The following is a 22,588-nucleotide window of genomic DNA, read 5'->3' as shown; positions in this document are numbered from 1 at the left end:
GTTTCGCGTTTCCCTCAGAGCTTGATCTCGATGTCGACACCGGCCGGCAGGTCGAGACGCATCAGCGAGTCGACGGTCTTCGGCGTGGGGTCGATGATGTCGATGAGCCGCTTGTGGGTGCGCATCTCGAAGTGCTCGCGGCTGTCCTTGTACTTGTGCGGCGAGCGGATGACGCAGAACACGTTCTTTTCCGTCGGCAACGGCACCGGGCCAGCAACCTTCGCACCAGTACGCGTCACCGTGTCGACAATCTTGCGCGCCGAGCTGTCGATGACCTCGTGGTCGTAGGCCTTCAGCCGGATGCGGATCTTCTGTCCCGCCATCGCTTCGCTTCGTCCTTCTCTTCGTCTTCTCTGAACCTCCGCCCACCCTCGGAGAGTGGGCGTGGTCGCCACCGAACTACGGCCCCCGAGGTCGGGTGTGTCGCGCCTGTCGCAGGCATGACGTTACTGATCTCGAGTTAGTTAGTTGGACCCGGCTTGACTGCACCAGGCCGGGCTGACCCACCAGAAAGAGCGGCGCTGCGTGTTCCCAGGCTCGGTGTTACGCCCGACGGACCACACAAAACAGCCGCCCCAAGCGCGGGTCGCGCCGGAGCAACCGAACCAGTCTGACAGATACCGGCGGGAGAAGACAAATCCAGTCCAGAAGGCCGCCTGAACGGGCGCGCCGTGCCTGCCAACGGTCAGCGTTTGAGGGGTCAACCCCCGAGCTGCAGGGTTGCCCATCGAGAAACCTGAAGGGCAACCCTGCCTCTGAGGGGTTAACCCCTCAGAGGCGCCTCCCCGCTCGTGCTCCGGCTCAGGCCTTCTCGATCCGGATCTGGAGCGACTGGCCGTCGCCGACCTGCACTGGGTCGCTTGATTCGGCGGCGGCGACCTCGTCGATCGCCAGCGCCAGGGTCTCGTTCATGATCAGGGCGCGGTGCGTCTCGACCGCTTGGCGGACGTCCTCGTCGTCGGTCGCCAGCCTGATCCGAATCCGGTCAGTGATGTCGAGACCCGCATCGCGCCTGGCCTGCTGGACCGCCCGGATAACGTCCCGCGCGACCCCCTCAGCGGCCAGTTCGGGGGTGATCGCGGTGTCCAGTACTACGAATCCACCGTCGCCCAGCAGCCCGCTCGCGCGGCTCTCCCCCGCGGCCGCGTCCTCCGTACCGTTGTGGTCGGCAAGGGTCGTCTCGAGGGTGTACTCGCCTTCCTGCAAGTCGATCCCGCCAGCCGTCACGACGCCCGCGTCGTCGACGGACCAGTCCCCGCTCTTGGCCGCCTTGATCACCGACTGGACATCCCGTCCCAGCCGAGGACCCGCGGCCCGGGCGTTGACGGTCAACTTCTGCGAGACCGGCGCGTGCTCGTCGTCGACGTCTGCCAAGTCCACCAGGACGACCTCCTGGACGTTGGCCTCGGCGGCGACGATCGAGGTCAACGGCTTGAGCGCCTTGGCGTCCGTCGTGGCCACCGTCAGCTTGCACAGCGGCTGCCGGCCGCGGATCCCGGTCGATTTCCGGACCGCCGAGGTGACCGAGCACACCTCCCGGATCCGGTCCATCTGGGCTACCAGGGCCGGGTCGCTCGGCAGGTCCGTGACGTCGGGCCAGTCGGTCAGATGGACCGACCGGCCACCGGTCAGCCCACGCCAGACCTCCTCGGCCGCCAGCGGCAGCAGCGGGGAAATCGCCCTGGTGGCCACCTCGAGGGCGGTGTAGAGGGTGTTCGCCGCGTCACCGAAGGACACGTCCCCGTCGTCCCAGAACCGCTCACGCGACCGCCGGATGTACCAGTTGGTCAGCACCTCCAAGTACGCCGCGACGGACTCGCAGGCGGCCGAGATCTCCAGCGCGTCGAGCCGGCCCTGGATGTCCTCGACGAACGCCCGCGTCTTCGCCAGCAGATACCGGTCCAGCAGTACTTCGGACCCGGTGCTCCACGTCGCGTCGTACCCGGTGCCGCCGTTGGCGGCGTTCGCATACAGGGCGAAGAAGTACCAGGCGTTCCAGAGCGGGATCATCACCTGGCGGACGCCCTCGCGGATGCCCTGTTCGGTGACCATCAGGTTGCCGCCGCGCAGGATCGGGCTCGACATCAGGAACCAGCGCATCGCGTCGGCCCCGTCGCGCTCGAACACCGCGGACACGTCCGGATAGTTGCGCAGCGACTTGCTCATCTTCTGGCCGTCGCTGCCGAGCACGATCCCGTGACTGACGCAGGAGGAGAACGCCGGCCGGTCGAACAACGCGGTGGCCAGGATGTGCATGGTGTAGAACCAGCCGCGGGTCTGGCCGATGTACTCGACGATGAAGTCGCCCGGGAAGTGGTGCTCGAACCAGTCGGTGTTCTCGAACGGGTAGTGCACCTGGGCGAAGCTCATCGAGCCCGAGTCGAACCAGACGTCCAGCACGTCCGGCACCCGCCGCATGGTCGAACGGCCGGTCGGGTCGTCCGGATTGGGCCTGGTCAGGTCGTCGATGAACGGCCGGTGCAGATCAGCCACCGGTACGCCGAAGTCGCGCTCGAGCTCCGCGACCGAGCCGTACACGTCGATCCGCGGGTAGGCCGGGTCGTCGGAGCGCCAGACCGGGATCGGGCTGCCCCAGAAGCGGTTCCGGCTGATCGACCAGTCCCGCGCGTTCGACAGCCACTTGCCGAACTGGCCGTGCTTCACGTGCTCGGGGACCCAGGTGATCTGCTCGTTCAGCTCGACCATCCGGTCCCGGATCCGGGTCACCTCGACGAACCAGCTCGACACCGCCTTGTAGATCAGCGGGTTGCGGCACCGCCAGCAGTGCGGGTAGCTGTGGACGTAGCTCTCCTCGTGGACCAGCACGCCGGCGGCCTTGAGGTCGTTGATGATCGGCCGGTTCGCCTCGAACACGAACAGCCCCTCGTAGGGAGCCACCACGGAGGTGAAGCGGGCTCCTTCGTCGACCGTCAGCAGGGTGGGGATGCCGACGGCGTCACAGGCCGCCTGGTCCTCCTCGCCGTACGCCGGCGCCATGTGGACGACACCGCTGCCGTTCTCGGTGGTGACGTGGTCGGCCGCGATCACCTGGAACGCGTTCTCCGTGCCCCACAGCTCCGTGTCGGCGAAGAACGGGAAGAGCGGCGTGTAGCGCAGCCCGATCAACTCGGAGCCCTTGAGGCGCCGGGTGATCCGCTCGCGGGCGTCGGCGCCGAACTCGGTGGCGTACGCGTCCAGCCGGGCCCCCGCGAGGATCGACGGACGGCCCTCGGCGTCCTCGACCACGACGTAGTCGAGATCCGGCCCGACCGCCATCGCCAGGTTGCTCGGCAGCGTCCAGGGCGTCGTGGTCCAGGCGAGCAGCCGCTCCCCCGTCTCCAGCGTCACCGCGACCGTCACGGAGGGGTCCTGGCGCGGCTGGTAGACGTCGTCGTCCATCCGCAGCTCGTGGTTCGACAGCGGGGTCTCGTCGTTCCAGCAGTACGGCAGGACCCGCAGTCCCTCGTACACCAGGCCCTTGTCGTACAAGGTCTTGAACGCCCAGATCACCGATTCCATGTAGTCCCGGTTGAGCGTCTTGTAGTCGTTCTCGAAATCGACCCAGCGGGCCTGGCGGGTGACGTAGGCCTGCCACTCGCCGGTGTACTTGAGCACCGAGGTCCGGCAGGCCTCGTTGAACTTCTCGATCCCCAGGGCCAGGATGTCCGCCTTGGTCTTCAGCCCGAGCACCCGCTGGGCCTCCAGCTCGGCCGGCAGCCCGTGGGTGTCCCAGCCGAAGCGGCGCTCCACCCGGCGCCCACGCAGCGTCTGGTACCGCGGGATGACGTCCTTGGCGTACCCCGTCAGCAGGTGACCGTAGTGCGGCAGTCCGTTCGCGAACGGCGGGCCGTCGTAGAAGACGAACTCGTTCTCGCCGTTCGCACCGGCCGGGCGGTTGTCGATCGACGCCTGGAAGGTGCCGTCGGTCTTCCAGTACGCCAGCACCTCCTCCTCGATCCGGGGGAAGTCAGGACTCGCGGTGAGCTTCGCCGCGGCAGCGCCGGCCGACGCCTTCGGATAGGTCATCTCTGCATACTCCTCGCCCTGGTACTGCGAACCTCGTCCTGGTGCCCCGAATCGCGAGAGCCGCCCACCCCCTCGTCGGGGATGGGCGGCTCGCGGTACCGCTGAACTGCTGGGAACTACTTGAGGATCTTGGTGACCCGGCCGGCGCCGACGGTGCGGCCACCCTCACGGATCGCGAACTTCAGGCCCTCTTCCATGGCGATCGGCTGGATCAGCTCGACCGACATGTCGGTGTTGTCGCCCGGCATGACCATCTCGGTGCCCTCGGGCAGCGTGACGACGCCGGTGACGTCCGTGGTGCGGAAGTAGAACTGCGGGCGGTAGTTCTGGAAGAACGGCGTGTGACGGCCGCCCTCCTCCTTCGACAGGATGTAGACCGACGCGTCGAAGTTGGTGTGCGGGGTCGTGGTGCCCGGCTTGATGACGACCATGCCGCGCTCGACGTCCTCGCGCTTGGTGCCACGAAGCAGCAGACCGACGTTCTCACCGGCCTGGCCCTCGTCGAGCAGCTTGCGGAACATCTCGATACCGGTGACCGTGGTGGTCTGCTTCTCCGGGCGGATGCCGATCAGGTCGACGGTCTCGTTGACCTTGACGACGCCCCGCTCGATACGACCGGTGATGACCGTGCCACGACCGGTGATGGTGAAGACGTCCTCCACCGGCATCAGGAACGGCTTGTCGATCTCGCGCTCCGGCTGCGGGATGTAGGAGTCGACCGCGTTCATCAGCTCCATGATCGACTCGCCCCACTTGGCGTCACCCTGCAGAGCCGGGTGGGCCGCCACGTGCACGACCGGCGCGTTGTCGCCGTCGAACTCCTGCTCGGAGAGCAGCTCGCGGACCTCGAGCTCGACGAGCTCCAGGATCTCCTCGTCGTCGACCATGTCGCACTTGTTCAGGGCGACCACCATCGCCGGCACGCCGACCTGACGGGCGAGCAGCACGTGCTCACGCGTCTGCGGCATCGGGCCGTCGGTGGCGGCGACGACCAGGATCGCACCGTCCATCTGGGCCGCACCGGTGATCATGTTCTTGATGTAGTCCGCGTGACCCGGGCAGTCGACGTGCGCGTAGTGCCGGGCCTCGGTCTGGTACTCGACGTGCGCGATGGAGATGGTGATACCGCGCTGACGCTCTTCCGGCGCCTTGTCGATCTGGTCGAAGGCCGACGCCTCGTTGAGGTCCGGGTACTTGTCGTGCAGCACCTTGGTGATCGCCGCGGTAAGAGTGGTCTTACCGTGGTCGATGTGACCGATGGTGCCGATGTTGACGTGCGGCTTAGTCCGCTCGAACTTCGCCTTAGCCACTGGGGCCCTCCTGGAAAATGTTGACTTACGCCGTACGCCGACGCGCTGTGGGTTGGTTGGTCCGGGGCGAGATTACTCGCCGCGGGCCTTCTTGATGATCTCTTCCGCCACGTTCTTCGGAACCTCGGCGTAGGAATCGAACTGCATCGAGTACGACGCGCGGCCCTGGGTCTTGGACCGCAGGTCACCGACATACCCGAACATCTCGGACAACGGCACCAGGGCCTTCACGACCCGGCTGCCACCGGGGCCCTCGTCCATCGACTGGATCTGGCCGCGGCGTGAGTTGAGGTCGCCGATCACTTCACCCATGTAGTCCTCGGGCGTGGTGACCTCGACCGAGAACATCGGCTCGAGGATGACGGGCGTCGCCCGGCGGGCGGCGTCCTTGAAGGCCATCGAACCGGCGATCTTGAAGGCGAGCTCGGACGAGTCGACGTCGTGGTAGGCGCCGTCGCGCAGCGTCACCTTGACGTCCACCATCGGGTAGCCGGCCAGTACGCCGAACTCCATCGCCTCCTGGGCGCCCTCGTCCACCGACGGGATGTACTCCCGGGGGATGCGGCCACCGGTGACGGCGTTGACGAACTCGTACCCGCCCTCACCACCGGCCTCGGCGCTGGTCGGCTCGATGTCGATGATCACGCGCGCGAACTGACCCGAACCACCGGTCTGCTTCTTGTGCGTGTAGTCGACCTTCTCGACCTTCTTCTTGATCGTCTCGCGGTAGGCGACCTGGGGCTTGCCGACGTTGGCCTCGACGCGGAACTCGCGCTTCATCCGGTCGACCAGGATCTCCAGGTGGAGCTCACCCATACCGGCGATGATCGTCTGGCCTGTGTCCTCGTCGGTCCGGACCTGGAAGGTCGGGTCCTCGTCGGCCAGGCGCTGGATCGCGACGCCGAGCTTCTCCTGGTCCGCCTTCGACTTGGGCTCGATGGCGACCGAGATGACCGGAGCCGGGAACTGCATCGACTCCAGGATGATCGGCTTGGCCGGGTCGGACAGCGTCTCACCGGTGGTGGTGTCCTTCAGACCCATCACGGCGACGATGTGGCCGGCGCCGACCGACGCGATCTCCTCACGCTTGTTCGCGTGCATCCGGTAGATCTTGCCGATCCGCTCCTTGCGCCCCTTGGTGGGATTCAGGACCTGCGTGCCGGTCTCGAGCTTGCCCGAGTAGACCCGGATGAAGGTCAGCTTGCCCAGGTGCGGGTCGGCCGCGATCTTGTACGCCAGCGCCGAGAAGGGCTCGGAGTCGTCCGGCTTGCGGGTGACGACGACCGAGGAGTCCTTGACGTCGTGGCCCTCGATGTCGGGCACGTCGAGCGGGCTCGGCAGGAAGGCGTTGATCGCGTCGAGCAGGGGCTGGACGCCCTTGTTCTTGAAGGCCGTACCGGTCAGCACCGGGGTCAGCTTGCTGGCGATGGTGGCCCGCCGGATGCCGGCGACGATCTGCTCCTGGGTCGGGTCCTCGCCCTCCAGGTACATCTCCATGATCTCGTCGTCGGCCTCGGCCAGCGTCTCGATCAGCTTGTCGCGCCACTCGGCGGCGATCTCGGTGTGGGTGGCCGGGATCTCCTCGACGGTGTAGTCCTCACCCATCGTGGTCTCGCCGCGCCAGGTCAGCGCGCGCATCCCGATCAGGTCGACGACACCGATGAAGTCGGCCTCGGCGCCGATCGGCAGCTGCAGCACCAGCGGCACCGCGGCCAGCCGGTCGACGATCATGTCGACGCAGCGCATGAACTCCGCGCCGGTCCGGTCCAGCTTGTTGACGAAGCAGATCCGCGGTACGCCGTACCGGTCCGCCTGGCGCCACACGGTCTCGGACTGCGGCTCGACACCGGCGACACCGTCGAACACCGCGACGGCGCCGTCGAGGACGCGCAGCGAGCGCTCCACCTCGACGGTGAAGTCGACGTGCCCGGGGGTGTCGATGATGTTGATGGTGTGGTCTTTCCAGGTGCAGGTCGTCGCGGCGGACGTGATCGTGATGCCGCGCTCCTGCTCCTGCTCCATCCAGTCCATCGTGGCGGCGCCGTCGTGGACCTCACCGATCTTGTAGGTGATACCGGTGTAGAAGAGGATCCGCTCGGTCGTCGTCGTCTTGCCGGCGTCGATGTGGGCCATGATGCCGATGTTGCGCACCATGCTCAGGTCGGTGGTGATTTGTACGGCCACCTCGGTGGTCTACCTCTCGCTTCTGTCGTGCTTCAAAAGAGTGAACTCGGGGGTCCGGATCGGACCCCGGATCACCAGCGGTAGTGGGCGAAAGCCTTGTTGGCTTCGGCCATCTTGTGCGTGTCCTCGCGACGCTTCACCGACGCGCCGAGACCGTTGGACGCGTCCAGGATCTCGTTCATCAGGCGCTCGGACATGGTCTTCTCGCGACGCGCCCGGGAGTACGACGTGAGCCAGCGCAGGGCGAGCGTGGTCGAGCGACCGGGCTTGACCTCGATCGGCACCTGGTAGGTGGCGCCACCGACGCGGCGGCTCTTCACCTCGATGCTGGGCTTCACGTTGTCCAGAGCGCGCTTGAGCGTGATGACCGGGTCGGTGCCGGTCTTCGTCCGGGTGCCCTCGAGCGCCGTGTAGACGATGCTCTGCGCGATCTGCTTCTTGCCGTCCACCAGGATCTTGGAGATCAACTGGGTGACCAGCGGCGAACTGTAGACCGGGTCGATGATGACCGGCCGCTTCGGGGCGGGACCCTTGCGCGGCATTAGCTCTTCTCCTTCTTCGCGCCGTACCGGCTGCGAGCCTGCTTCCGGTTCTTCACACCCTGGGTGTCGAGCGAACCGCGGATGATCTTGTACCGGACACCGGGGAGGTCCTTCACACGGCCGCCACGCACGAGCACGATGGAGTGCTCCTGCAGGTTGTGGCCGACACCCGGGATGTAGGCGGTGACCTCGATGCCGCTGGTGAGGCGGACGCGTGCGACCTTGCGAAGCGCCGAGTTCGGCTTCTTCGGAGTGGTCGTGTAGACGCGCGTGCACACACCACGACGCTGAGGGGAACCCTTCAGGGCCGGCGTCTTGTTCTTGGACACCTTGTCCTGGCGGCCCTTGCGGACCAACTGCTGGATGGTGGGCACCGCGTAGGTCTCTTTCTGTCGTCCGGTCGGTTGCTGCGCGCCTGACCCCCGCGGTCGGGTGTGTCGCATGGGTACGGGCGCGCCTGAGTCATAAACTTTCTGACTGTCGGCAGAAGTCCCGTTCCACGCGCTGTCCCGAAACTACGAGGGGCACGCATGACGGCCCAGGATGACCCGGGCACGATCGTTAAGACTAGCGGCTGCCTCAAGCACGGTCAAAACAGCTGACCGAGCGCGCAGATGGGACGCAGCCGCATTGTCAGTCTACCGGACGCGCCACGTGGTTCCAGCCAGGCCCCGACCGCCTGTGGAGGCCGATCCTCGCCGCCGGTCCGCGGCGATCGGGAAACCGAATGTCTGATCCAGGTAAATGTCGGCGACGGTCTGTGTTCGCGCCTGGAGTCCTGCGGCATAGTCACGCCAATCAGGTGTAACGACCTGGTAACGGGGATCGTTCCGAACCGCCCTGCGCCCGGGAGCACTTCGTGGATCACCGCCCTGTCCCTCCTCCACCGCGTCCCTCGCAAGCGCCGCCGCCGGGTCCTGCCGCCCCAGGGACCACGTCGCCGGTGGTCCGCCGGGCGGCCATCGGTGCCGTCGCCGGCACGCTGGCCGCCGGCGGGCTGGCACTCGAGGTGATCAGCCGGCCCGACACCCTCCGCAACCGCGTTCTCGCCGCAGGCGCTCCTTCACCCTCCGGGGCCCCGTCCTCCCGGGCCAAGGTTGCTCAGCAGCCGAGCCTCGCCGCCGACGGGGAGGACCGGGACTCCAGCTTCGTCGCCGGACAGGCCAAACCACCCGCCAAGAATGCCGCCAAGCCCCAGCAGTTCTCCGGCTTCGCCGCGGCGGCCAAGGCGGGCGTGACCGAGCCGAGCCTGCTGGTCGCCAAGGGCGGCCCGCTGACCGACGCCCAGGCTCGTCAGCACCTCTTGAACCGCGTCACCTTCGGTCCCCGGCCGTCGGACGTGAAGAACCTCGAGAAGCTCGGCATCGACCGCTGGCTCGCCGCCCAGCTCTCCCCGACCGCCAAGGACCCGGCGGGTGACCAGGCCTGGCGGTCGCGCCCGCTGGCCGGCGCGGATCCCGCGACGATCCGCCGCTCGATCGAGAACTACTCGTGGGAGGCCATGTTCGACACCGGGATGGCCACGCTCGGCCGGCAGGTCTTCGGCAGCCGCCAGTTGTTCGAGGTGGTGGTGGACGTGTTCGCCAACCACCTGATGGTCTCGACGCCGTCCGACCGCGGCTGGGACGTCGCCCCGCAGTACGCCGTCTCGGTGATCCGCAAGCACGCCTTCGGGCGGTACAACGCCATGCTGAAGGCGGCGATGCGGCACCCGGCGATGCTGCGGTACCTCGACAACGACCAGTCGAACCGCGAGAGCGTCAACGAGAACCTCGGCCGCGAACTGCTCGAGTTGCACACGGTCGGGGTCTCGTCGGGCTATACGGAGAAGGACGTCCGCAACAGTGCCTATGTACTGAGTGGGCGCGGCGCGACGGATGAGGGCAAGTTCGAGTATCTGGCGGACCGGCACAGGACCGGCCGGGTCAAGGTGCTCGGGTGGAGCGCCTCGAACGCCTCCGGCAAGGGCGGCCTCGCGACCGGCGACCGGTACCTCGACTACCTCGCCATCCACCCCGCGACCGCCCGGACGATCGCCCGCAAGCTCGTGGTTCGCTTCGTCGACGACTCTCCCCCGGCCGACCTGGTCAACCGCCTCGCCCAGGTGTACCTGCGCAACAACACCGCCATCCTGCCGATGCTCATCACGCTCTTCCGTAGCAGCGAGTTCTGGAACTCCTTCGGCAGCAAGACCAAGCGTCCGCTCGAGGACGTGGTCAGCAGTGCCCGGGCGTTGGATCTGCCGATCGGCCCGACAACGGGCAAGGGACTGGAAGCCGTCTACTGGCAGCTGAACAACCTCGGTCATGCACCACTGGCTTGGCCGTCGCCCAACGGCTACCCGGACGTCGCTCCGGCCTGGTCGTCCGCCGGGCAGATGCTGGACCGCTGGTCGATGCACCGCGCCCTCGCCCACGGCTGGTGGGAGGGCATGAAGCGGGAGAAGCTCCCCGCCGACCTCCGGCCGCGGAAGGGCGACACCTACCGCGCCTGGTTCGACCGGCTCGGCGTGCGTCTGATCGGGCAACGCCCGAACGCCCGGCAGCGCGCCGCCTTGTCCACCTTCGTCGGCGCCAAGTCCACCGCCCGGGTCGACCAGGGCCGGATGGAGTGGCAGGCCGGCCACGTCGTCGCCCTGGTGCTGGACTCGCCGCAGTTCCTGGCCCGCTGACCTCGCTCACCTCGTTCTGTACTACGGCAGGAGTTCCCCGCGATCATGAGCCGCCCCGACCAGTTCGCCTCACTGCACCCGGACTGCCCCGACTGGCAGAAGCTCGGCCCGACCGCGGAGGACGCCGCGCTCCGAGCCCAGGCCGCCGCGGTGACCGCCGACGCCGATGACCGCGAAGACCAGTGGAGCCACGGCTTCACCCGGCGCCGCCTGCTGGCCGGCGGTCTCGGGGTGGGCGTCGCCGCGATGGCCAGCCAGCTCGTGACCACCCGGATCTCCTGGGCCGCCCCGAATGCGAGCCCCACCGGCACCTTGATCGTGGTGTTCCTCCGGGGCGGCATGGATGGTCTGTCGGTGCTGGTGCCCGCCGACGACCCGAACCTGCTGAAGGCGCGGCCAGGCATCGCAGTACGGGCCGGGTCGCTGATCAACCTGCAGCGCGGATTCGGACTGCACCCTTCGCTGGCGGCGTTGCAGCCGCTCATCAGCGCGGGCCGGTTCGCGGCCGTTCCCGCGGTCTCCACCCCGGACCTGACCCGCAGCCACTTCCAGGCCCAGGACTGCCTGGAGCGCGGCGGTGCGGCCGGCTCGACGGTGCAGTCCGGCTGGCTCGACCGCGTCCTCCAGCAACTAGGACCCGGTACTACGTTCCGCGCGCTGGGCATCGGCGCCCGAATGAGCCGTTCGCTGCTGGGCTCGTCGAACCCCATCGTGCTCACCTCGCTGAAGGACTTCGGCGTCAAGGGCATCGACGGGGTAGCACCGCAGACGCTGGCGGCGTTGACCACCCTCTACACCGGGATCGACCACCCGCTGGGCGTGCAGGGTCTCGACGCGCTCCGGGCCTCGGCGAAGGCCCAGGCCTATGGCAAGCAGGAGCAGAAGCCGGCCAAGGAGCGTGGCTACCCGGACGGCGACTTCGGCAACTCCCTGGCGACGCTGGCCCAGCTGATCAAGGCCAAGGCGGGCGTGCGGGTGGCGACGATCGACGTCGGTGGCTGGGACATGCACACGGACATCGGCACGGTCGAGGGCGGCGACATGACGAACTCGCTGAAGTCCGTCGGCGCGGCGCTGGCCGCCTTCGCCGCGGAGCTCGGGCCGGACCTCGACAAGACCACCGTGGTCACGATGAGCGAGTTCGGCCGGCGGGTCGAGCAGAACGCCAACAGCGGCGCGGACCATGGCCACGGCGGCGTGACGATGATCCTCGGTGGTGGCGTCAAGGGCGGCGTGCACGGCCGCTGGGAAGGTCTCGCCCCGTCCGTTCTCGACCAGGGCGACGTCCCCGGTACCAACGACTACCGCGACGTCCTCTCCGAAGTGGTGATGGGCCGCCTCGGTCTCTCCGCCGCGCAGGCCACGAAGGTCTTCCCCGACTGGAAGGCCACCCCACTCGGGGTCATGAGTTAGGGAGTCGCTCGGCCGGCCAGGAACGCGAGGGCTGCTGTGGCGTCGCCCTCGATGGTGAGGGTGCTCGCCGGGAGGCGTTTCCAGAGGCAGAGATCCAGGTCGGATGCCGTGCCGGAGATGACGGCGACTCCGGTTGCCTTGGTCCGGTCGATCGCAGGCGGCTCGCCGGGCTCTGACGGGGTGAGCGTCCACTCGTGGCCGGTGTCGACAGCCCGTACGCCGAGTTGCGTCTCCGCGGCTGGAGCGGCTCCCCTGGCCAGCATCCGTGGCAGGAACACCCCGAACACCTCGTCGACGCCATCCGCCGCCACGGCCGGAGGTATTACCGCTACTCCCCCGCCGGCCTGGATCGCGTCGGCCAGGTGAACCGTGGTCTCATGCAGCCGCCGGCGGCTCCAGAATCCCGCCCGCTGGTCCACCGGGGCGAAGTTCCAGCAGGGCTCGTCCGGGTCCACCGCGCGGATCGCAGCAGCCAGGGCGGCCGAGGTCCCGGCGTACTGGTCGGACCACGAGGTGGTTCGCAGTACGGCCGGAACGGACTGGCGTTTGCCGCTCAGCAGGATCGAGGCTGCCCAGCGCTCGCCGCTGACCATGTGCGCGGCGAGGTCGGCGACGGTCCACCCGGGACAGGAGGGCACGGTCGCGGCCGGGTCGAGGTCCGCGAAGGCGGCCGCCAGCTCGGCGGCGGTCCGCTCGAACTCCGCCAGGAAGTCCGCGACCCCGGGCCGGCCCGACGGATCGGGTCGGCCTGGGGCCGGGGATGAGGTCGGGTCAGGCAAGGAACCTGACTTCGACGATCAGGCCGTCCTGTGCGCGGTACAGGCCGATGGTCGGGGTCGGGCCCCGGTCGGAGTCGTGGACGATCGACCGCTCGACCACCCACTCGCCGACCAGCATCCGCTGCACCAGCTCGGTCTTGCACTGGCCTGCGTCGAACCGAGGCTGGTAGTACTCCCGGAGAGACCGGCGGCCGCGCATCACGGTGCCGTCCTCCAGCTGGAGCTGGGCCGTCGGCGAGTACATCGCCAGGAACGCCTCGAGATCGTGCGCCTCGTAGGCGGCGTGCTCGCGCCCCACCACCCGAGCCGCCGGCGAATCCGCCTGCTGCGGCACGGGAGCCGCCGCGGGAGCGGCTTGCGCAGGCGCGCTGGTCGTCGCGGTGGCCTCGGTCGGGGCGGCCTGGGCAGCTGCGGCTTCGGCGGTGGCCGGCTGGCTGGCGGGCTCAGCGGGCGTTGCCGGGGTCGCGGGTGCTGCCGGGGTGCGGGGCTTGGTGGTCTTGGCGGCTGGGGTCGGGGTGGCTGCCACCTTGGTGGCCGGCTGACGGGGCGGGGCCGGGATTGTGGTGGCGGGAATGGGGTCGGAGGTGGTCGTGACTGCGGGGATCGGCAGTTGGCCGGCGGGTTCTTCGCCGAGGTGCGCGATCGCCCAGTCCAGTGCCTTGGTCACCGCGGCGCGGGACTCTTCGGTGTGGTCGAGCATGTCGAAGCCGTGTTGCCCTTTCGGTACGTCGATGATGTCCAGCGCGGCGCCACCGGCGGAGACGAACTCCGCCACCGGCCCGGCGAGTGCTTCTCGCTCGCGGCCGACCCTCGTCAGCAGCACCGGCAGGTCCTTGTGTTTGCCGATCACTTCGGCGGCGGAAACCAGTTCGTCGACACCGGGCGGGGTGGCGACGCAGGGATAGGTCAGGGCGATCCAGCGCAGCCAGTCGGGCCGGCTGTCCAGCCACTCCCCGGCCAGCAGCCCGGAGCCGGAGAAGAACCACAGCCCGACCTTGCCCTGGTCTACCTGCGGGTCGGCCCGCAGGATGCCGACGGCAGCCTCCACGTCGTCCGCTGCGGCGGTCAGCTGGTCATACCCACGGATCAGGCTGTGGTCGACCGTGACGGCCACCAGGCCGCGCTGAGCGATGGCTTTGGCGTAGCCCTGGTAGACCGGCCAGTCGCGAGGCTGCACCTCGAGATCGGCAGGCCCGGGACCTCCGTGGACGAGCAGGATCGCTCCCGTCCGGGCAGTGCTCGCGGGCCGGTAGAAGTCGAGGTCGCCGACTCGCTCGATCCGCAGGTCCGCGGCTCCTTCGACCGTCAGGACGAAAGGCTGCAGATACCCCGGGAGATCCTTCATGAGCGCCATCTTCGCGCATCCGGCCGACACTTCCACGCCCGCCCCGCGCGTCGCCCGGGAACCGTCCGCGCACCCCCGGCGTGTCGCCCGCCGCCGCGATCCCGAACTCCCAGCCAGACCGTCCGATCGCCGCTCCGGGGACCAGTTGCCCTCGGCAACCGCGCCTCGCGCCGTACCCGTCTGCAGGCCTGGCTCGAGCTCCGGGTCAGGACCCGCGGAGGTGGCTGACGGAGCGAGTGACGAGTTCCTTCAGGACGTCGCGATCGATGTCATCCAGGCGTTTGAGGTAGAGGCAGGACTTGCCGGTGGTGTGCTTGCCGAGCCGGCCCAGCAGTTCGTCGTACCCGTCGAAGCCCTCGGTGAGGTAGAGGGTGGTCGACGCCTTGCGCGGCGCGAAGCCGATCTCGAACCAGTCGAGCTCGCGGCCGCTCTCGTAGACCAGGTGCCGCTGGCCGTAGCCGACGATCGACGGCCCCCACAGCGCCGCCGGCAGGCCGGTCACCTCGGTCAGCAGCGCGTCCACCTCCCGGGCATCGGACTGCCGTGGCTCCGGCACGCTCGCCAGGAAGTCCTCGACGCTGTTGCCGGTCCGGGTGGTCTTGTTCTCGGCCATGACTCATCGTGCCCCAGAACGCCGCGAGGGCGGCACCCCCTGGTGGGAGTGCCGCCCTCGGCGGTTTGCTCGTACTGCGAATCAGTTCTGGTAGGAACCGAGGTCGAAGTCGTCGAGCGGGACCGACTGACCCGCGGACGGGCCGAAGTCGTAGTCGTACGACTCGTAGCCGACCATCGAGTACATCGCGGCCTTCGCCTCCTCGGTGGGCTCCACCCGGATGTTGCGGTAACGGTCCATGCCGGTACCCGCCGGGATCAGCTTTCCGATGATGACGTTCTCCTTCAGACCGACCAGCGAGTCGGACTTGCCGTGGATCGCGGCCTCGGTGAGGACGCGGGTCGTCTCCTGGAAGGAGGCGGCCGACAGCCACGACTCGGTCGCCAGCGACGCCTTGGTGATACCCATCAGCACCGGACGTCCGGACGCCGGCGTACCGCCCTCGGCAACCACCCGACGGTTCTCCGCCTCGAACATCAGGCGGTCCGCCAGCTCGCCCGGCAGCAGGTTCGCCTCGCCGGACTCGATCACCGTGACCCGGCGCAGCATCTGCCGGACGATGATCTCGATGTGCTTGTCGTGGATGGCCACACCCTGCGACCGGTACACCTCCTGGACCTCGTCCACCAGGTGCTCCTGCGCCTTGCGGACACCCAGGATCCGCAGAACCTCCTGCGGGTCCGGCGTACCCTGCGTCAGCTGCTGACCGACCTCGACCTGCTGACCTTCCTCGACAAGCAGACGGGTCCGCTTCGACACCGGGTAGGCGACCTCCTCGGAACCGTCGTCCGGGGTGAGCACCAGCTTCCGGGTCTTGTCGGTGTCCTCGATCGAGATCCGGCCGGCCGCCTCCGAGATCGGCGCCTTGCCCTTGGGCTGGCGGGCCTCGAAGAGCTCGACCACACGCGGCAGACCGTGGGTGATGTCATCACCCGCGACACCACCGGTGTGGAAGGTCCGCATCGTCAGCTGCGTACCCGGCTCACCGATGGACTGCGCCGCGATGATGCCGACGGCCTCGCCGATGTCGACCGGCTTGCCGGTCGCCAGCGAACGGCCGTAGCACTTCGCACACGTACCGGTCTTGGCGTCACAGGTCAGCACGGAGCGGACCTTGACCTCCTCGATCCCGGCGGCCACCAGGGCGGCGATGGACACGTCGCCCAGGTCGCTGCCCGCGGTCAGCACCACGTTGCCCTTGGCGTCCGACACGTCGGTCGCCAGGGTGCGCGCGTAGGCGCTGGTCTCCACGTTCTCCGCGTGCACGACCTTGCCGTCCGGACCCGGCTCGCCGATCTTCTTCGGCAGGCCGCGCTCGGTGCCGCAGTCCTCCTCGCGGATGATGACGTCCTGCGAGACGTCCACCAGACGACGGGTCAGGTACCCCGAGTCGGCGGTCCGCAGCGCGGTGTCGGCAAGACCCTTACGAGCACCGTGGGTGGCGATGAAGTACTCGACCACCGACAGGCCCTCGCGGAAGTTGGACTTGATCGGCCGGGCGATGATCTCGCCCTTCGGGTTGGCCACCAGACCACGCATACCGGCGATCTGCCGGATCTGCATCATGTTGCCTCGCGCACCCGAGTGGACCATCATCCAGATCGGGTTGGCCTTGGCGAAGTTCTCCTCCATGGCCTTGCCGACCTCGGCGTTCGCGCCGGTCCAGATCTCGATCAGCTCCTGGCGCCGCTCGGACGAGGTGATCAGACCCCGCTCGAACTGCTTCTGGACCTTCTCGGCCTGCGACTCGTAGCGAGCCATGATCTCCGGCTTGCTCGGCGGCGTGCTGAAGTCGTCGATCGACACCGTGACACCCGAGCGGGTGGCCCAGCGGAAACCGAGGTCCTTCAGCGCGTCCAGGCAGTTCGCCACCTGGACCTTGGAGTAGCGCTCGGCCAGGTCGTTGACGATCGAGCCCAGCTGCTTCTTGCCGACCTCGGTGTCCACGAAGGTGTAGTCCGCCGGCAGCGCCTCGTTGAACAGGGCGCGACCCAGCGTCGTCTCCAGCGAGAACTCGCCCTCGGCCAGCTCCAGCGCGCCCTTCGGCGTACCGGCCTCGTTCAGGCGCAGCGTGATCTTCGCCTGCAGCGAGAGCTCGCCACGGTCGAAGGCCATCAGCGCCTCGGCCACCGAGCTGAACGCGCGACCCTCACCGAGGGCGCCTTCCTTCAGCATGGTCAGGAAGTAGATGCCGATGATCATGTCCTGGGTCGGCATCGTGACCGGACGGCCGTCAGCAGGCTTCAGGATGTTGTTCGTCGACAGCATCAGGATCCGCGCCTCGGCCTGGGCCTCGGCCGACAGCGGCAGGTGCACCGCCATCTGGTCACCGTCGAAGTCCGCGTTGAACGCGGAGCAGACGAGCGGGTGGATCTGGATCGCCTTGCCCTCGATCAGCTGCGGCTCGAACGCCTGGATACCCAGCCGGTGCAGGGTAGGCGCGCGGTTCAGCAGCACGGGGTGCTCGGTGATGACCTCTTCCAGCACGTCCCAGACCTGGGCGCGCTGACGCTCGACCATCCGCTTGGCGGACTTGATGTTCTGCGCGTGGTTGAGGTCGACCAGCCGCTTCATCACGAACGGCTTGAACAGCTCCAGCGCCATCGCCTTCGGCAGACCGCACTGGTGCAGCTTCAGCTGCGGGCCGACCACGATGACCGAACGGCCGGAGTAGTCGACGCGCTTGCCGAGCAGGTTCTGACGGAACCGGCCCTGCTTGCCCTTGAGCATGTCGGACAGCGACTTCAGCGGCCGGTTGCCCGGGCCGGTGACCGGACGGCCACGACGGCCGTTGTCGAACAGCGCGTCGACAGCCTCCTGCAGCATCCGCTTCTCGTTGTTGACGATGATCTCCGGCGCACCCAGGTCGAGCAGGCGCTTGAGCCGGTTGTTCCGGTTGATCACCCGGCGGTACAGGTCGTTCAGGTCGGAGGTGGCGAACCGGCCACCGTCGAGCTGGACCATCGGCCGCAGGTCCGGCGGGATCACCGGGACGCAGTCGAGCACCATGCCCATCGGGCTGTTGTTGGTGGCCAGGAACGCGGTGACGACCTTGAGCCGCTTCAGGGCACGGGTCTTGCGCTGGCCCTTACCGGTCTTGATGGTCTCCCGCAGGCTGTCCGCCTCGGCCTTGAGGTCGAAGGTCTCCAGGCGCCGCTGGATCGCGGCGGCACCCATCGCGCCCTCGAAGTACTTGCCGAACCGCTCCTTCATGGCGCGGTACAGGATCTCGTCGCCCTCCAGGTCCTGGACCTTGAGGTTCTTGAACCGGCTCCAGACCTCGTCGAGGCGGTCGATCTCGCGCTGCGCACGATCGCGCAGCTGCTTGACCTCACGCTCGGCGCCTTCCTTCACCTTGCGGCGGACGTCGGCCTTGGCGCCCTCGGCCTCGAGCTGGGCGAGGTCCTCCTCGAGCTTCTTCATCCGCGTCTCGATGTCGTTGTCGCGCCGGCCCTCGAGCTGCTTGCGCTCGACGTCGGTCCGGCCCTCCAGCGACGAGAGGTCGCGGTGCCGCGCCTCGTCGTCGACGTCGGTGATCATGTACGCCGCGAAGTAGATGACCTTCTCGAGGTCCTTCGGGGCGAGGTCGAGCAGGTAGCCGAGTCGCGACGGGACACCCTTGAAGTACCAGATGTGGGTGACCGGCGCGGCCAGCTCGATGTGGCCCATCCGCTCACGGCGCACCTTGGAGCGGGTGACCTCGACGCCACACCGCTCGCAGATGATGCCCTTGAAGCGAACGCGCTTGTACTTACCGCAGTAGCACTCCCAGTCCCGGGTGGGACCGAAGATCTTCTCGCAGAACAGTCCGTCACGCTCGGGCTTGAGCGTCCGGTAGTTGATCGTCTCGGGCTTCTTGACCTCGCCGTGCGACCACTGGCGGATCTCATCCGCGGTCGCCAGGCCGATCCGAAGCTCGTCGAAGAAGTTCACGTCGAGCACGATGTGTTATCTCCCGATTGTAAAGATGGTCTGAGTGAGTTGGTTGTTGATCTCAAGCGGCAACCCGCTCAGACCTCCTCGACGCTGTTCGGCTCACGCCGGGACAGGTCGATGCCCAGTTCCTCCGCAGCGCGGAAGACGTCCTCTTCGCTGTCGCGCATCTCGACCCGGCTTCCGTCGGACGAGAGCACCTCGACATTGAGACACAGGGACTGCATTTCCTTGACCAGAACCTTGAAGGACTCCGGGATACCCGGCTCCGGGATGTTCTCGCCCTTGACGATCGCTTCGTACACCTTGACGCGACCGACGACGTCGTCGGACTTGATGGTGAGCAACTCCTGCAGCGCGAAGGCGGCACCGTAGGCCTCCAGGGCCCACACCTCCATCTCGCCGAACCGCTGACCACCGAACTGCGCCTTACCACCCAGCGGCTGCTGCGTGATCATCGAGTACGGACCGGTCGAGCGGGCGTGGATCTTGTCGTCCACCAGGTGGTGCAGCTTCAGCATGTACATGTAGCCGACGCCGACCGGCTGCGGGAAAGGCTCACCCGAGCGGCCGTCGAACAGCCGGGCCTTGCCGGTGCTGTCGACCATCCGGTCGCCGTCGCGGTTCGGCAGCGTGGAGCCGAGCAGGCCGGTGACCTCCTCCTCCTTGGCGCCGTCGAAGACCGGGGTGGCGACGTTCGTGAACGGAGCGGCTTCGCCGGCACCGATCTTGATCAGCCGCTGGGCCCACTCCTCCTTGCTGTCCGGGTCGACCTTCCAGCCGCGGCTGGCAACCCAGCCGAGGTGGGTCTCGAGCACCTGACCGACGTTCATCCGGCCGGGCACGCCCAGCGGGTTCAGGATGATGTCGACCTGGGTGCCGTCCTCCATGAACGGCATGTCCTCGACCGGCAGGATCTTCGAGATGACGCCCTTGTTGCCGTGGCGTCCGGCGAGCTTGTCACCGACGGAGATCTTGCGCTTCTGCGCGACGTACACGCGGACCAGCTGGTTCACGCCCGGCGGCAGCTCGTCGCCGTTGTCGCGGTCGAAGACGCGGACCCCGATGACGGTTCCGTTCTCACCGTGCGGCACCTTCAGCGAGGTGTCGCGCACCTCACGGGCCTTCTCACCGAAGATCGCGCGCAGCAGCCGCTCCTCCGGGGTCAGCTCGGTCTCACCCTTGGGCGTGACCTTGCCGACCAGGATGTCACCGGTGGTGACCTCGGCGCCGATCCGGATGATGCCCCGCTCGTCCAGGTCCGCCAGCATCTCGTCGGAGACGTTGGGGATGTCGCGGGTGATCTCCTCCGGGCCCAGCTTGGTGTCGCGGGCGTCGACCTCGTGCTCCTCGATGTGGATCGAGGTCAGCAGGTCCTGCTGCACGACGCGCTGGCTGAGGATGATCGCGTCCTCGTAGTTGTGACCCTCCCACGGCATGAACGCCACGAGCAGGTTCCGGCCGAGGGCCATCTCGCCCTCGTCGGTGCACGGACCGTCGGCCAGCGGCGAGCCGATCTCGACCCGCTGCCCCGCGTCGACCAGCGGACGCTGGTTGATGCAGGTGCCCTGGTTCGAGCGGCGGAACTTCGCCAGCCGGTAGGTCTGGTACGTGCCGTCGTCGGCGGCGACCTCGATCAGGTCGGCCGAGACCTCCTTGATCACACCAGCCTTCTCCGACACCAGCACATCACCGGCGTCGACCGCACCGCGGAACTCCATGCCGGTACCGACCAGGGGGGCGTCCGCGGTGATCAGCGGAACGGCCTGGCGCTGCATGTTGGAGCCCATCAGGGCGCGGTTGGCGTCGTCGTGCTCGAGGAACGGGATCATCGCCGTCGCGACCGACACCATCTGGCGCGGCGAGACGTCCATGTAGTCCACGTCGTCGACCAGCACGAGCTCGACCTCACCGTGGCGCCGGCGAACCAGCACCCGGTCCTCGGCGAACGAGTCGTCGTCGTTCAGCGCCGCGTTGGCCTGGGCGATGACGAACCGGTCCTCCTCGTCCGCGGTCAGGTAGTCGACCTGGTCGGTGACCCGGCCGTCGACGACCTTGCGGTACGGCGTCTCGACGAACCCGAAGGGGTTCACCCGGCCGTAGGTGGCCAGCGATCCGATCAGGCCGATGTTCGGGCCTTCCGGGGTCTCGATCGGGCACATCCGGCCGTAGTGGGACGGGTGCACGTCACGAACCTCGAAGCCGGCCCGCTCACGCGACAGACCACCCGGGCCAAGTGCCGACAGGCGGCGCTTGTGGGTCAGACCCGCGATCGGGTTGGTCTGGTCCATGAACTGGGACAGCTGGGAGGTGCCGAAGAACTCCTTCAGCGCCGCCACCACGGGACGGATGTTGATCAGGGTCTGCGGCGTGATCGCCTCGACGTCCTGGGTCGTCATCCGCTCGCGGACCACCCGCTCCATCCGGGCCAGGCCGGTACGGAGCTGGTTCTGGATCAGCTCGCCGACCGTGCGCAGACGGCGGTTGCCGAAGTGGTCGATGTCGTCCTCTTCGACGACGATCTCGCCCTGCGGCGCGTCCAGCTCGGTCTTGCCCTCGTGCAGCGCGACCAGGTACTTGATCGTCGCGACGATGTCGTTGATCGTCAGAACCGCGGTGTCGTGAGTCTCGTCACGGCCGAGCTTCTTGTTGATCTTGTAGCGGCCGACCTTGGCCAGGTCGTAGCGCTTGCCGTTGAAGTAGTAGTTGTCCAGCAGTGCCTGGGCAGCCTCGCGCGTCGGCGGTTCGCCCGGACGGAGCTTGCGGTAGATGTCGAGCAGCGCGTCGTCCTGCCCGGAAGTGTGGTCCTTCTCCAGGGTGAGGCGGATCGACTCGTACTCGCCGAACTCCTCGAGGATCTGCGCGTCGGTCCAGCCGAGCGCCTTGAGCAGCACGGTGACGTTCTGCTTGCGCTTGCGGTCCAGCCGCACGCCCACCATGTCGCGCTTGTCGACCTCGAACTCCAGCCACGCACCGCGCGACGGGATGATCTTGGCGGTGAAGATGTCCTTGTCCGACGTCTTGTCCGGCGTGCGCTCGAAGTACACACCGGGCGAGCGAACCAGCTGGGACACGACGACACGCTCGGTGCCGTTGATCACGAACGTGCCCTTGCGCGTCATCAACGGGAAGTCACCCATGAAGACGGTCTGGCTCTTGATCTCGCCGGTCTCGTTGTTCATGAACTCGGCGGTGACGAACAGCGGCGCCGAGTAGGTGACGTCACGCTCCTTGCACTCGTCGACCGTGTTCTTCGGGGGCTCGAACCGGTGGTCGCGGAACGACAGCGACATGGTGCCGCTGAAGTCCTCGATCGGGGAGATCTCTTCGAAGATCTCCTCCAGGCCGGACGGGGAGGACAGATCGGTCCGTCCCTCCGCCTCGGCGGCGGCCACTCGAGCCTGCCAGGTTTCGTTTCCGACCAGCCAGTCGAAACTGTCCACCTGCAGCGCAAGCAGATCCGGAACCTCGAGAGGCTCGGAAATCTTTGCGAAGGAGATGCGGCGGGAGCCGGAAACGTCGGTAATGCTGTCGGACTGGGGGTTGCGCGAGGCGACCAAGGGGCGTCCTTCCACGGGCTCGCAGAAATCACTTCGGTGCTGGGAGCGCACGCCGAACCGCCCTAGTCAAGTTTTGAGCCGAACCAGGGTGGGGTTAAAGGCAGCGCAAAGCAATAGGCTACCCGATCAGGGCAAGCCTGTCCAATGGGGTCCGACACTATGCCGTCGGACCACCCACTCCGTCAAGGATCGACCCGGGTTCTCCAACGGGT

General features: G+C 67.7%; 13 protein-coding genes. 2 read left to right on the top strand and 11 right to left on the bottom strand.

All coding sequences use genetic code 11. The features are described 5' to 3' along the window. Positions 1–14: 14 nt before the first annotated feature. From rpsJ to rpsL, 6 genes are all read right to left on the bottom strand, one after another. Positions 15–323: a 30S ribosomal protein S10 gene (gene rpsJ / locus EV648_RS03595; protein WP_012923688.1), complete on the bottom strand. Its 309-nt coding sequence runs from the start codon at positions 321–323 to the stop codon at positions 15–17. Between the two features lie 478 nt (positions 324–801). Continuing rightward, entirely contained in the window at positions 802–4,026 is a 3,225-nt protein-coding gene (gene ileS / locus EV648_RS03590; protein WP_132284899.1) for an isoleucine--tRNA ligase, read from the bottom strand. 116 nt (positions 4,027–4,142) lie between these two features. Then, positions 4,143–5,336: an elongation factor Tu gene (gene tuf, locus EV648_RS03585; RefSeq protein WP_132190614.1), complete on the bottom strand. Its 1,194-nt coding sequence runs from the start codon at positions 5,334–5,336 to the stop codon at positions 4,143–4,145. A gap of 72 nt (positions 5,337–5,408) precedes the next feature. Next, positions 5,409–7,520 carry an elongation factor G gene (fusA, locus tag EV648_RS03580; protein ID WP_132284897.1) on the bottom strand — a complete coding sequence of 704 codons (2,112 nt, stop codon included), beginning with the start codon at positions 7,518–7,520 and terminating at the stop codon, positions 5,409–5,411. A gap of 71 nt (positions 7,521–7,591) precedes the next feature. Then, positions 7,592–8,062, bottom strand: coding sequence for a 30S ribosomal protein S7 (rpsG, locus tag EV648_RS03575; protein WP_112243231.1), 471 nt, complete (start codon positions 8,060–8,062; stop codon positions 7,592–7,594). After that, positions 8,062–8,436, bottom strand: coding sequence for a 30S ribosomal protein S12 (gene rpsL / locus EV648_RS03570; protein ID WP_012923692.1), 375 nt, complete (start codon positions 8,434–8,436; stop codon positions 8,062–8,064). Before rpsL ends, rpsG begins: the two co-directional genes overlap by 1 nt. Positions 8,437–9,005: 569 nt before the next feature. Here rpsL and EV648_RS03565 point away from each other — a divergent pair. Both EV648_RS03565 and EV648_RS03560 read left to right on the top strand, forming a co-directional pair. Next, positions 9,006–10,733, top strand: coding sequence for a DUF1800 domain-containing protein (locus EV648_RS03565; protein ID WP_132284895.1), 1,728 nt, complete (start codon positions 9,006–9,008; stop codon positions 10,731–10,733). 45 nt (positions 10,734–10,778) lie between these two features. Continuing rightward, the gene (locus tag EV648_RS03560; protein ID WP_132284893.1) at positions 10,779–12,146 is read left to right on the top strand and encodes a DUF1501 domain-containing protein; all 1,368 of its coding nucleotides are present in this window, start codon (positions 10,779–10,781) and stop codon (positions 12,144–12,146) included. On the opposite strand, the gene EV648_RS03555 is transcribed toward EV648_RS03560, so the two are convergent. The 5 genes from EV648_RS03555 to rpoB form a co-directional block, all read right to left on the bottom strand. Then, entirely contained in the window at positions 12,143–12,925 is a 783-nt protein-coding gene (locus EV648_RS03555) for a maleylpyruvate isomerase family mycothiol-dependent enzyme (RefSeq protein WP_132284891.1), read from the bottom strand. The two genes, EV648_RS03560 and EV648_RS03555, sit on opposite strands and share 4 nt — an antisense overlap. Next, entirely contained in the window at positions 12,918–14,270 is a 1,353-nt protein-coding gene (locus EV648_RS03550; RefSeq protein ID WP_132284889.1) for a nuclear transport factor 2 family protein, read from the bottom strand. Before EV648_RS03550 ends, EV648_RS03555 begins: the two co-directional genes overlap by 8 nt. Before the next feature lie 205 nt (positions 14,271–14,475). Further along, the gene (locus tag EV648_RS03545; RefSeq protein WP_132284887.1) at positions 14,476–14,883 is read right to left on the bottom strand and encodes a DUF1801 domain-containing protein; all 408 of its coding nucleotides are present in this window, start codon (positions 14,881–14,883) and stop codon (positions 14,476–14,478) included. An 81-nt stretch (positions 14,884–14,964) separates the two neighbouring features. Beyond that, positions 14,965–18,825 carry a DNA-directed RNA polymerase subunit beta' gene (locus EV648_RS03540; protein WP_132284885.1) on the bottom strand — a complete coding sequence of 1,287 codons (3,861 nt, stop codon included), beginning with the start codon at positions 18,823–18,825 and terminating at the stop codon, positions 14,965–14,967. A 68-nt stretch (positions 18,826–18,893) separates the two neighbouring features. Continuing rightward, on the bottom strand, positions 18,894–22,376 hold the full coding sequence (gene rpoB / locus EV648_RS03535) for a DNA-directed RNA polymerase subunit beta (RefSeq protein ID WP_132284883.1): 3,483 nt from the start codon (positions 22,374–22,376) through the stop codon (positions 18,894–18,896). Positions 22,377–22,588 lie beyond the last annotated feature (212 nt).

This window comes from Kribbella sp. VKM Ac-2568, assembly GCF_004345365.1.
Taxonomy (GTDB): domain Bacteria; phylum Actinomycetota; class Actinomycetes; order Propionibacteriales; family Kribbellaceae; genus Kribbella; species Kribbella orskensis.
The sequence above is the reverse complement of the archived record's forward strand: the minus strand, read 5'-3'. Positions and strand labels throughout refer to the sequence as shown.